Origin of the sequence: Ferruginibacter albus, assembly GCF_020042285.1 — a bacterium.
GTDB lineage: Bacteria > Bacteroidota > Bacteroidia > Chitinophagales > Chitinophagaceae > Ferruginibacter > Ferruginibacter albus.
This window is the reverse complement of the sequence record NZ_CP083388.1, coordinates 1348367-1360339: the sequence shown is the minus strand read 5'-3', so window position 1 is coordinate 1360339 and position 11973 is coordinate 1348367. Positions and strand designations below refer to the sequence as shown.

Annotated in this window: 10 protein-coding genes; 2 read left to right on the top strand and 8 right to left on the bottom strand. The window is 32.8% G+C overall.

Going from position 1 to position 11973, the window contains the following annotated elements; translation table 11 throughout:
- Positions 1 to 5: 5 nt before the first annotated feature.
- Genes K9M53_RS06050 through K9M53_RS06035 form a run of 4 tightly spaced genes read right to left on the bottom strand, consistent with a single transcriptional unit; the run spans position 6 to position 7123 of the window.
- On the bottom strand, positions 6 to 1079 hold the full coding sequence (locus K9M53_RS06050; RefSeq protein WP_224018727.1) for a hypothetical protein: 1074 nt from the start codon (positions 1077 to 1079) through the stop codon (positions 6 to 8).
- An 11-nt stretch (positions 1080 to 1090) separates the two neighbouring features.
- A complete protein-coding gene (locus K9M53_RS06045) occupies positions 1091 to 3460 on the bottom strand; it encodes a hypothetical protein (RefSeq protein WP_224018726.1) in 2370 nt (789 codons plus the stop codon).
- A gap of 45 nt (positions 3461 to 3505) precedes the next feature.
- Entirely contained in the window at positions 3506 to 6019 is a 2514-nt protein-coding gene (locus K9M53_RS06040; protein ID WP_224018725.1) for a hypothetical protein, read from the bottom strand.
- Positions 6020 to 6043: 24 nt separating this feature from the next.
- The gene (locus K9M53_RS06035; protein ID WP_224018724.1) at positions 6044 to 7123 is read right to left on the bottom strand and encodes an NHL repeat-containing protein; all 1080 of its coding nucleotides are present in this window, start codon (positions 7121 to 7123) and stop codon (positions 6044 to 6046) included.
- Positions 7124 to 7594: 471 nt separating this feature from the next.
- Here K9M53_RS06035 and K9M53_RS06030 point away from each other — a divergent pair, with 471 nt between their 5' ends.
- Positions 7595 to 7969, top strand: a complete 375-nt coding sequence (locus tag K9M53_RS06030) for a helix-turn-helix domain-containing protein (protein WP_224018723.1) — start codon at positions 7595 to 7597, stop codon at positions 7967 to 7969.
- A gap of 73 nt (positions 7970 to 8042) precedes the next feature.
- Positions 8043 to 9053 carry a hypothetical protein gene (locus tag K9M53_RS06025; RefSeq protein ID WP_224018722.1) on the top strand — a complete coding sequence of 337 codons (1011 nt, stop codon included), beginning with the start codon at positions 8043 to 8045 and terminating at the stop codon, positions 9051 to 9053.
- Between the two features lie 8 nt (positions 9054 to 9061).
- Here K9M53_RS06025 and K9M53_RS06020 read toward each other — a convergent pair whose 3' ends face one another.
- The 4 genes from K9M53_RS06020 to K9M53_RS06005 all read right to left on the bottom strand — a co-directional run bounded on the left by K9M53_RS06020 (position 9062) and on the right by K9M53_RS06005 (position 11924).
- Positions 9062 to 9784 (bottom strand): class I SAM-dependent methyltransferase, encoded by a 723-nt coding sequence (locus K9M53_RS06020; RefSeq protein WP_224018721.1) that lies wholly within the window; start codon positions 9782 to 9784, stop codon positions 9062 to 9064.
- A gap of 16 nt (positions 9785 to 9800) precedes the next feature.
- Positions 9801 to 10763, bottom strand: coding sequence for a tyrosine-type recombinase/integrase (locus K9M53_RS06015; RefSeq protein ID WP_224018720.1), 963 nt, complete (start codon positions 10761 to 10763; stop codon positions 9801 to 9803).
- A 368-nt stretch (positions 10764 to 11131) separates the two neighbouring features.
- Positions 11132 to 11353, bottom strand: coding sequence for a hypothetical protein (locus K9M53_RS06010; protein WP_224018719.1), 222 nt, complete (start codon positions 11351 to 11353; stop codon positions 11132 to 11134).
- Between the two features lie 247 nt (positions 11354 to 11600).
- The gene (locus K9M53_RS06005; protein ID WP_224018718.1) at positions 11601 to 11924 is read right to left on the bottom strand and encodes a hypothetical protein; all 324 of its coding nucleotides are present in this window, start codon (positions 11922 to 11924) and stop codon (positions 11601 to 11603) included.
- Between the last annotated feature and the right edge of the window lie 49 nt (positions 11925 to 11973).

Genomic DNA, 11973 nt, shown 5'->3' with positions numbered 1-11973 from the left:
TAGTTTTAATTAATTATAAAAAGAGCAGTATTCTTATTATTTTTATTGTCAATTATTTCAATTGAGTATACTAGTCCTTTCTTAAATTTATTGTCAAGATCATAGGTTAAGAAGTTATCTCCATAAACTATAGTTTCTGAAATCTTCTTTAGGATTTTACCTTGTGGATCAGTTATTTTCAAGATTGTTTTTTGAGTAGGGTCATAACTGTAATACTTTATTCTAAGTGTTTGATCTTTTAAATAATAAATTGAAGCTTGATTTTTCTGAACCAAAATATAGCTAGAAGAAATAGAAGATGACGCTATTAATGTAGGATCAATTTTAAAATCCCACACATCAGTTTTAGCGCCATAGTTTAATCCATCCTTCGCTACAACTTGCCAGGCATACCATTTATTTTTTTCAAAAGAAGGATTAGAACCCGTATATGTTATATTATTAGTTTGTAGATTTAAATCAGTATAGAACGGTGCATTTAACTCTATTGCTTCTTGTGGTGTTTGTCCAGGCAAAATTTCTGTTATCTGTAATTCATAATGTAGCTGATCAAACATTGTAAGTGGTGCAGGTGGTTGCCATGAAAACTGTCCTGGAGATTGTACCAATACAGAACTGTCTGATGGAAAGGTTAACATCGGAGGACTTAACGGTTGGACGTCAAAGGGAATACAAGTTTCTGCAAGCTCACTACTTGTCTCTGTTCCTGACATAAGTTTAAAACATGCAGTATAACTTCCTGTTGGCAAAAAATCAGTTGTTCTATCTCCAGAAAAAGAAAAATACGTATACTGTATAGGATCCAGAGATGCTGCATTTAATTGTTTTCCTTCTTTATCAATCGAGAAAAAACCAGATGTAGCGGATAACACTTCTGAACCACTTTCCCGATCAGATACATTCAATACCAAATAGCCTGTTAAAGGATTGCCGGTATTATTAACTACCAGCATATTCCATAATTGGCTTTTTAATATTATACCTGTTTGTGGCAGTAACGATTGAACCGTTACCTGGGCAATGCCAGCAGTATAAAATACCGGTAAACAAAAAATCAATATAACAATTATTTTTTTCATTTATAGTTCATTTAAAATTCTCGTATATAGGTTGCCCTGCCCATATCTACCGGAATTAGTTTTCGATTGTATGCCGGTAAATGCACCTTATCATAGTGTAATTGGATTACTCCGATTTTTTTTACGTTAATGCTTAATCCTGCAGTTCCTCCCCACAATGTTTCTTTTCCATTTAACCTCGACCATTTAAAACTTGACGATATTGTAAGTAATTTTTTATATTGATAAGTGACTACAGGCTCCACTGTAAATAATCGAATATCCTGCTGATCTGTGTAGGTTAGCTTAGAATCTATAGTTAATGTAGAAAGAAATATGCTATGCGTTAAATTGAAGCTACTTGCATTAAAATAAATAAATGAGGTATCAGATTGTGAGTTATAAAATTTTGTATAGACCACACTTGTGCTCATGCTAATATTACCTGCTTTATAAACATGGCTTACGATTGCATTAAATGTATTATACCAACTTTGGTAAACAGTGTTATTATTTGCAGTAAACAATTGAGAGGTCGGATAATATCCTAAAGAAACAAGAGGATAATGAGGGACTGCAAGTGATACTTGCAATGATTTAAACACTGCTGCATTAGAATATCCAGGGGCAGTGAGCGGACTATTAAAATCATTTTTTCTTATTGCCACATCAACCAATAGTTTATTTTTTAACAGGGATTGATTAACTCTTAACGACCAAGCATCCTGTTTAGTGTTAGGTGTATATAAAGTAAAGGACTGAAAGGCTTCGCCTATTCTATTATAATACCCTTCTACTTTAGTGTTGGTAGAAGGATAAATACCTTTAAATTTTATACTCCATGCCTCATTTGAATGCATTTTAAAATCCATCACACGGTTAAACAATGCTTTATCCATTTGTTGTGGATTATATGCATTCGAATAGGAAGATCTTGCAAACTCAGCAGAAATACTTGTGCGTTTTTCAACATAAAAAGTTGTTTGTACCGAAGCCCCAGCAATAGCTTGTGTAGTTGATGAGTCCGCTATTCCTGTAGTATTAAGCAATGATTTTCTACCATTGTAAACTGTCAGAATCACATTATTCTTTTCCCTCTTCCCTATTCCAATGCGAAATAAGTTTACATATTGATTAATTGCAGTATGATTGTTTAAAATAAGTCCTCTAAACTGGCTGTTAACACTCCCAGTGGCAGCGGCGAAATAAAAGTTACCTGGATTCATTTCAATATTAAATCCGTTCAAAGAAATATTCTTTACTGTCAATTCCGAATAATTGATCCAGCTTCTACCAATACCAATTTGATTGACTGATAATAAAAAGGTCTGAGTTTTTGTGAAATGTTTTTGGGGAAAAGTATCTACATTATTAATATATTCTTTTAGAGCATCCGCATTATTAATTTGATTGATTTCCTTTTTCACTAATATTATTGAGTCATTAAACTTTTTTTGAAATTTCAATATGTTGTTTTCGACATCTTTAACTTCTTTTTGAAGTTTGGCTATTGTATCCTGTGTCCTTTTTATTTTTTTAGCTAGAGAATCAGCGGAAATATTTAAAGATGAGTCTGATATTATTAAAGATGTATCGAAAGAAAGTTGCTTATTGAGTTTAAAATTCTTAGTCTTTTTTGTTAATTTGTTTTGGATATTAGTAGAAATAGAATCAGTTTTTTCCTTTGCTTTACCGTACAATTCTTTCTCTTTTGCTTCAACAATAGCTTGTAAAGGATCTTCTTTTATAGATTTACTTTTTAGATTTTCTAACTGCATTCTTTTATTTTCATAAACAGAATATAGACTGTCAAATTTTTTATATAGCTTTTGATCCCGAATGCGTGTATAAGCAAATTTTATTGATGTATCTTTTATACCCGAGCGATCGAACTCAAATTTTTTGGCAGGGTTTTCCAAAAACCAATTATTTTTTTTCCATGTAGAATCTATTTCTTCTAAATAATTCGATTTGATTTTTGAAATCATATCAGACTGCCTATATTGAATGCTTACATCCGAAGTATTACTAAAAAAAGGAGAGTTAGAACCTCTATAAGTAAATGTCGCCCGGAAAGGATATTCTCCTGCAACCATCCCGTTCATGTACGTTTGAACAATATGTTGCATCATATCGTGTTGAGCTATAGGTGTATCTATATAGCTACGATAATTATAGTAATAGGTAATATTACCTCCAAGTTGTATGAAAGGAATTTTGCTTTCCATTTGATCTTTTGCTTTTACAACACCTATTGTTTTTTTATTTCTTATAAGAATACCGTTTTTACAAATGCCGGATATAGCTTCGAGTGTATCATCTATTTTTTTCACTTCAGATTTATCATAATTACTCTTCTGGGCATAACTAATCAACGAAATGAATACAATTGGAAATAACAATATTTGCCTAATACATTTCATAGATTAACTAATCTAATGGACAGCCTATTTTAACTGAATCGCTCTTTTTAATTCTTCCACTTCTTTTTGTAAATTGTTTATCTGATTGTTTTTCTCTTCCAATTCTTTAATCCGAATTGTTTGCGCATCTATCTTTTTATTTTGATCGATCATATATAAAGTGAGTTCTTCTATTTTCTGCAATAAAATAGCTTGATTGCTTCCTAAATCAATACCATCTTTTTTAACTTCTGCTGCAGAAGGAACATCAGGGAGATGTTTGTTTTTCTTAATAAATTTTTCAACATCTGAGATCGATAATAACTTATAATTATCATTGAAAACGAAGTCAGACCATTCACCAAATAATTGCACTTTTGCTTTTTGAAAAATTGCATCTCCATTGACAGCCAAATAATAATTTTTGGCATTATCGGTCAATAACTCCCACTTCATTGGAGATCCTATTGCCACTTTACCCGTGATGTTAGCATTACCATTAATATCAAGCTTAGTATTAGTATTAGGAGTTGAAGTGGCAATTCCAATACTTCCATTTTTAAGTATTGTTAACGCATTAGAAGCGTCTCCCCGAGGGTCGCCATTACCAATTTCCAATAAAGGATCTGTACTCACCCATTCTGTTGTACTACCAGGTAAACCTAAATTGTTTGAACCTAATGCAACAGAAGCAAATGTCGCAGCAGTAGTTCCTATGCCTAAAGCAAAAGAAGCATCTGCAGAAGCTGTGGAATGCTCCCCTATTGCAACAGAAGCGAGCCCCATTGATTGCGCTAAAGAACCGAATGCAAATGATGAAGTACCCGTAGCACTAGACGAAGCCCCACCAGCAAAAGATAAATCACCTGATGCATTTGAAAGCTCCCCTATTGACAAAGAAGCATAACCAGAAGATATTGTCTCTTGCCCCATAGCAAAGGAAATAATTCCTGAAGCCGTATTGTGGACACCGAATGTCGTTGATACATCACCAGAAGCCGTGTTATTATCTCCTGCAGAAAAAGATGTATAACCTGTAGCAGCATTTTGAGCGCCAAGTGATGTTGAATTCTCTCCATATGCTATTGTATTCCATCCTGCAGCAAATGAATTTGGCCCTATATTGGCAACATCCCAGGCATCAGTTGAAATTCCTCCAACTCTAAAAGATTCCTTTGTCGGATTCCACCATAACAAACTTTTAGCTGTCAACCCATCGGAAGGATTTGGTAAAGAGGTTACATTAGTAGATGCTAATAAATCTCCATAAATGTGAAGCTTTGCAAGTGGAGAGCAAGTCCCTACGCCTGTATTTCCAGTATTAGAATTACACGCATCAACATTATTGGTAGCAATAGTCCAAACATCACTACTTCCTCCTACAGGTCGTTCTTGCCAAGTCGCTTTCCCATGCTCATCACTAACTAAAACTCTACCTAAAGCTGCATCAGTTGGGATAACTAAACCTGTAGCTTTAATGTTACCGCTTACTTCTAATTTTTCAGTAGGATTTGTTACACCTCCGATTCCAACACCATCTCCTAATGTTGCCAGTAATGTTTTATTGGTTACTGTGAGATTTTTAAACGCACCATCATTCGTAGTGGTTGTATTTATTGTTGCAGGTGTGCTTCCGTAATTGAAGGCCTTATCTACCGAATAAATCCGGTAATAGTATTGCATATTTGAGTTTAATCCATTATCAGTAAACGATGTCCCTGTACCGATATAAGCAACAGTTCCGCTGCCGATCGTGTTACCTACTGCATAAATACCATTCACGTTAGGAGCCGATGAAGAAGAGGGATCTGCTGTGTACCTGATAACCATATAACCACCACCATCAACATTACTAGCAGCTGTCCACTGTAAAGACAATGAATTGTTAGCGGCAGCAGCAATAGTTGGAGCAGAAGGATTATCAGGAGCAGAATTATCTACTGAACTTCCCGGGTACATTACGATATCATCAATGGCATACGCTGTACTAAAAGTGCTACTTGGTGTAAAACGTAATAATCCGTTAGGGCTGGATGCACTTGTCGAACCGGATGTAACTACAACATTGACTTTTGTCCAGCTACTTGTTGAACTAAGTGATGAAGTAGAAACATTAGAACCAAAATTAGTTCCGTCAGGTGAAGCTGCTACTCTAAAAGAGATGCCACTGGAACCACCAAATTTATAATAGAACTGTACTACATAGCTGGTATTATTCTGAATAGCAGACGCATTGTCTGATGGAGTGTAAAATCCATTACTGTTGCTGCTTGCAACAGATACCCATGTCAGGTATTTTGGTCCAGATCGCCCTCCTGCTGCATTAAATGCAACAGAAGCATTAGAATTATTTACTGTATAGTAGTATGATGGAGTAACTAAAAAAGTAGCCGCTCCTCCTGTAATAGGTTGACCTTCTGCTCCCCCATCCATATATGGAGAGAACCCAATATTTTGCTGGGACTGAGAATACCCCCTTTGATTACAAAACAGGCAGAACAATGCAAAACCTATGCTTAGATATTTTTTTGGCACTGCTGATAAAATACGTTTACCCATGTCAGTTAGTTTGAGTGTTTATTTTTATTGATTACTTATTTTCCTGATTACATTTTGTCCGGCATCTGTCACATACACATTTCCGGTTGCATCAACAGCAATCCCGTTAGGACTACCCAGATTGATCTGTATAGCCTGACCGTTACCTGTTAAAGAATTACTTTGATTGCCTGTACCGGCTATGGTAGTGATGATCCCGTCTGTGGTTATTTTTCTTACAACAAAATTGGAAGCGTCTGTTATGTATAGATTGTTATTAGCATCTATGCTTATGCCAAGCGGTGCATTAAGTTGGGCATTAGTAGCAAGGGAGCCATCACCTGAATAGCCTTTGGTCTGATTACCTGCAACAGTAGTTATGATACCCGAAGTATCTATTTTTCTTACATCGTTATTGAGCTCTTCTGTAAAATATATATTACCTGAATTATCAACAGCTATTCCTGTTGGGGCATTCAGTTCAGCCTGGATAGCGGCATTACCATCACCTGCATATCCTCTATCTCCATTGCCGGCTATGGTAGTAATAACCCCTGAAGTATTAATTTTCCGGATGCGTTGATTATATCCTTCGGCGATATACAAATCACCTATCGAATCTATTGCAATACCCAACGGATCATTTAACTGTGCTTCTGTAGCTAAGCCCCCATCTCCTGAAAAACCTTTAGTACCATTGCCTGCAATAGTGGTAATGATACCATTTGCATCTATCCTGCGGATGACGCTGTTTTGCTGATCGGAGAAATAGATGTTACCAATTCCATCTATGCATAAACGATAAGGGAAGTTAAGCTCAGCTGAAGTAGCAGACTCATTATCGCCAAAATAACCCGGCTTATTATTACCAGCGATGGTAGTGATAGTACCGGAAGTGTTGATCTTTCTTATTACATGATTAGCGTTATCAGCGATGTAAATGTTGCCGGTAGTATCTGTACAGATGCCGGTTGGTCCGAATAAGGTAGCAGAAGTGGCACTACTTCCGTCACCGCTATAATCATCTACACCGGTGCCGGCGATCGTGCTAATTGTTTGCGCTTTGGCATACAAGTTCAATAGCAGCAGAGCGCACAAAGCAATGCGCCTAAGGGATAAGTGCATAATTAGATTCTGGTAATGTTTATCAATAAAAGATAGGCTTACAATATTGTTATTGCAGACTATAGACATTAATCACAAATGGTAAAAAGCAGAAGATTTTTAAAAGATATTGGCGAAAGCGATGTTTAAAAAAGCAACACAAAAATGGAAGTTTTATTTGTACAATCAAATGGATAAAACAGGAAGGAGCTTAACCGCTTTTTAACAAATAAATATTTGAAATGCACTATAGGCAAGACTTTTTATAAAAAAAGTCTTGCCTATTTTTTATATTTTAACTCGAACTTTAATAGTTATAATTGCAATTTAATAGTTAAACTATCGAAACATAGTAAAATTACTATGCGTTAATTCTGGCATCGATTGCATGAAAATAAATATTCAATCCTTTATATTCATATTTACTAAATTCTTTATTTTAGCCCTTTCGAGCCATAAATCTATTTTGTAACCCTTACATACAAAATATCCATGCCAGCTAAAAAACAGTTATCCGTTAATGTTAGTTCTCTAAAAAAACAAATAGGAGAAAACATTGAATATATCCGTCATCAAAAGAAAAAAAGTATAAAAGAAATAGCATCCTTTCTTAACCTTACACACACAGCTTACAGAAATATTGAAAGAGGAATATCAGAAGTCAGTGTTATAAAAATATTCCAGATCGCATTATTATTAAATGTAAACGCAGCAGACATTTTAGATATAGAGACTACTAAACACAGAAATGCAAGTTTAACTACAACTCTCTTCCCCCAATCAGACAAAAATGAAGCAATTAAACAACATAAAGAAGAAATAGCTTTTTTAAGAAAACAGTTGGAAATGGTTGTTCACAAACTCTAGATACATATAGATTTCTTATATTTTAAAAAAAGTTTACTATATTTCATTAATAAAGGATAACTAATTATTATCAATGGGTGTACTGTATGAATTAAAACGTTTTAAAAACTCAAATGATGGAGACTTAACTAAGGCTCTTAATATGTATTCTCAGAATATTGAACCCTTTTTAAGGACTGATACTCGAGAAATAATTTATTGGTTGGATAAGTATCCTCAAAAATTCAATGATCAATTTATAATCTTTGGACTGTATTTAAATAATGACCTTGTTGGTTTTGCTCAAATAGCTTATTTCATTGAGCAAAAGATAATTTTTGTAGATTATATTGTTATACTTAGAGAGTTTAGAAAAAACAATACTTTTTTTGAATTCGTTGAAGAGATAAGAGATTATTTGGTAATGAAAAATTTTCAATTTGATTACATATTAGCTGAAGTTGGAGGATTTGATGACAATAAAGAGCCTACTAATGCAACAAGAAATTTAATCCGTCTACTCAAAATGACTGGTTTCGGAGTAATAAAAACGAATTACTATCATCCTAGATTAGGGAAAATTAATTATGAAAGCGAGCTGCAGTCTGTATTAATGCTATATACCCTCAATGAAATAAAAACTATTAAAAAGGAAACTTTTTTCTTATTCTTAGACACAATTTATTTTAATCATTATAAAAGATGGTATGATGCTTTTTTAGATGAAAAGGAAAGGGCCAAATATGGTAGTTCGCTTATAAAGCTTAAAGAAAAATCTGAAGAAAATCTAAAGAAGAAAGATATAATCCAGATCAACGGATATACGAATATCTATACTTCTACTGCGTCTACATCAGGGCAGAAGTCTTATGAAAAATTTGCGAAGATGCTTGCGGTTGTTATTCTTTTCATAATCCTTCTAGTCTCTTTTGGAATAATACATACCATTGTTAAAAACAAGTATGGAATAGATGTAAATGCACAATTATACATTGTTTTAGTGTCTACTTTTTCACTTTTATTTATTTTGTTATTTATTAGAGAGAGCAAAACAAAGTCGATAACGAGTATAATAGAAAGTGTTATTAACAAAATGAAAAAATAGAAAATACTCTACCTTTTTTGCACTAAGAGAATGACATTAGAGCTAAATTTCTTAACGGATGGCAAATAAGAAATAAAAGAATCAAAAATTGAAAACCAAGAAGAAAATTTTTCATTTTTTGTGATTCTATATATTAAGGGTGACAACATGTGAAATCTCTTAAAAGAAAGAATAGCAAAACCATTTTCTTCCAATATCTCTCGAATAAAATTTTCTGAAAAAAACCATAGTTTTTCAGGTTTATGATTATAAAATGTATCAGTGAGTACGGCCTTTTTGTTGAAACCTTTTTTTCCGATTAATTCAAGCGTATAACTATTTTCAAATTCTATAATTAATCTGCCATCATATTTTATAACCCTACCAAATTCTTGAATAGCTTTAATTGGATCGCAATAATTTAATACACTTCCTACGCATATAATCATATCAAAAAATTCATTGCCCAAAGGAATATTCTCAATACTTGCAATAATTGCATTTTTGATATTAAATATTTTATCTTCAGCTATATCAATATGAAACATGTGATCATCAGGAATATTGTAATTATTTCCTGCTGAACCTGCATTTAAGATATTTAAGTTTTCAGCATTAAGATTTTGTATATTTATTGTAATAAACTTGCTAATCACCTCGTGTGTATACCAATGCCATTTATCGTTTTCATCCCAAATTAAATCTATAGAATTGTATTTTTTTGCGACCTCATCTTGATTTATTGAATCCATTGATAATAATTAGTTATCACTCATTCATTACCAGAAAATTTTTCATTAAAATGTCTTTACGCGGATGTTTGGTTTTTAGCAATTGTCTTTGCTTTTGCTGATTTACATGAGTATAAATTTGAGTTGTCATAATAGAACTGTGCCCAAGTAATAATTGAATATATTTAATGTCTACATCTTTCTCGAGCAAGAGAGTAGCAAATGAATGACGAAAAATATGTGGTGTTACATTCTTTAGAAGACCGGATTCTTTACTTATATTCTTAATTACATTTCTAATAGATTGATCAGAAATTTTATTTCCCAAACGATTAACTAAGAAGTAATCGTTCCCTTTAAGAAGGTTTTGTTTTTTTAATTGGGCATATAATTTTAAAATATGAAGAGTTTCTTTATTACACACTTGAACCATTCGCTCTTTATTCCCTTTTCCTTTTATCAATACAGAGCCATTAGAAAGATTGATATTATTAGTCTTTAAATCTGCAATCTCAGATACTCTTGCTCCAGTAGCAAATAACATTTCGACTAAAACAATGTTTCTTATAGCTTCTAAATAGGAGTAACTATTTCTATTCTTTATATACTCCAACTTCGTGTAGACAGTTTTCAAAATACTCTTTATTTCAACAATATTCATGACTTTAGGAAGAGTTCTAGGTTCTTTAATTCTTATTTTCATTTTTCGAAAAGGATTGGATAATATTTTATCATCAAATTCTAAAAAATTAAACAATGATTTTATGGTAGCTATCTTTCTTTTTATAGTTTTCGGTTTTAATGACGAAATTGACTCAAGAAAACTTCGTAACTCCATTTTAGTAATACAGTTCAATCCAATTGTATAATTTTTAGAAGTACAAAAAGATATTAGTTGATTTAAATCTATTTTATAAGCCTTTATCGTTTTTGCATTAAGTCCTTTTTCAAATTGGCAATAATTAAGAAAATCTTTACTAGCGCTTTGTAGGTTGTTCATGTGTTTTTAAGATTATAATTTATAAAATAAAAAAGGACGTATTGTCCTTCAAATAAATATAACCAGAAGAGTTAAATAATAGAATCTATATTTAAACGGTAGTCGGAATGCTGGATACTAACATTAAATACAGTATGGCTTTGTGCTAATGATTTCTAAGTGTCCAAAGACCTGGGGCTAGAAAATTTGATGTTTTTAATAACTTTTAGTCCCGGGCTTTTTCTTCTTGTATGAGCTTTGATTGACAGCAACAGCATAGATTGGGGATCATCAAATATTATTTCGATTAGGCAGGGCAGTTGTATTAATGATCTGTTTTGTTTTTGTTGGATGGAAACAAAAAAGACAAATGGTTCATATGAAACTATTTAAAAATCCAACATTTTAGGAGGCTTTTGTGCAATGCTTGGATATTGCGCAACTGTGCAGGTAATGGTTTTTTCTTCCATTATTTCTTCAAAATGTTTATGGTTTTCACTCTGCCAAAGCAGCTTTTTGATGTTGCTTTTTGCTTTGCCAAGGTTAAGAGCATAATAGGAGAAGGAAGTACTTTTGGATTTGGATTTTAACCTATTTCCAAAGGTTAGCATATATTTAATTCGAATGTGTCTGTGAACAATATAATATGTATTGTATGCAAATAGTAGGTAAATTAAATAAATGTTATGTGGTTATTTGATAAAATATAAACTCAGCGTGAGTTCCAATTAAATACTCAATAAAAAAACTTATGCCTACAAAGCATATGCGTAAAAGTGCTTGTCACGGGCACAAAATTTTTACAAAAATTGATTTATTTATTAATCTGTACGCCAGCATAACGCCAATGTAATGGAGTTAGCAGTTATTCTTTTCAGTTGCTTCAAATGTGTCAATAAACTCGTTCGCTGGATATATTTCTGCAATGTCTTTGAGACTTCCAATGTGAATCTTTAAAGACTCATCGCTTTTTCGTCTTATATAAATTCTAAACTCGTTTTGATATGCATATTCAGAGGCTTTGTTAAAAACGTCAACTTTGCCCATATAAATCCGTTTGTCATAATATTGTACCAGTTCGTGAAAATATTTTAATCTTTTCTTTTCTAATGCCTTTTCAATTAAGCTTAAAAACTTTGGATTGTCTTTTATTAATAATACTGTGTCGCCAAAGTCTTTCATTCGTTTGTCAATAAGTACAGTTTTGTCACCGCGCAGTATTTTGGATGAT

Bases quoted from the DNA above. Each gene is read 5' to 3' on its own strand.
- K9M53_RS06020 (WP_224018721.1), bottom strand. From the start codon at position 9,784: ATGGATTCAATAAATCAAGATGAGGTCGCAAAAAAATACAATTCTATA.
- K9M53_RS06050 (WP_224018727.1), bottom strand. From the start codon at position 1,079: ATGAAAAAAATAATTGTTATATTGATTTTTTGTTTACCGGTATTTTAT.
- K9M53_RS06040 (WP_224018725.1), bottom strand. From the start codon at position 6,019: ATGGGTAAACGTATTTTATCAGCAGTGCCAAAAAAATATCTAAGCATA.
- K9M53_RS06015 (WP_224018720.1), bottom strand. From the start codon at position 10,763: ATGAACAACCTACAAAGCGCTAGTAAAGATTTTCTTAATTATTGCCAA.
- K9M53_RS06010 (WP_224018719.1), bottom strand. From the start codon at position 11,353: ATGCTAACCTTTGGAAATAGGTTAAAATCCAAATCCAAAAGTACTTCC.
- K9M53_RS06005 (WP_224018718.1), bottom strand. From the start codon at position 11,924: ATGAAAGACTTTGGCGACACAGTATTATTAATAAAAGACAATCCAAAG.
- K9M53_RS06030 (WP_224018723.1), top strand. From the start codon at position 7,595: ATGCCAGCTAAAAAACAGTTATCCGTTAATGTTAGTTCTCTAAAAAAA.
- K9M53_RS06035 (WP_224018724.1), bottom strand. From the start codon at position 7,123: ATGCACTTATCCCTTAGGCGCATTGCTTTGTGCGCTCTGCTGCTATTG.
- K9M53_RS06025 (WP_224018722.1), top strand. From the start codon at position 8,043: ATGGGTGTACTGTATGAATTAAAACGTTTTAAAAACTCAAATGATGGA.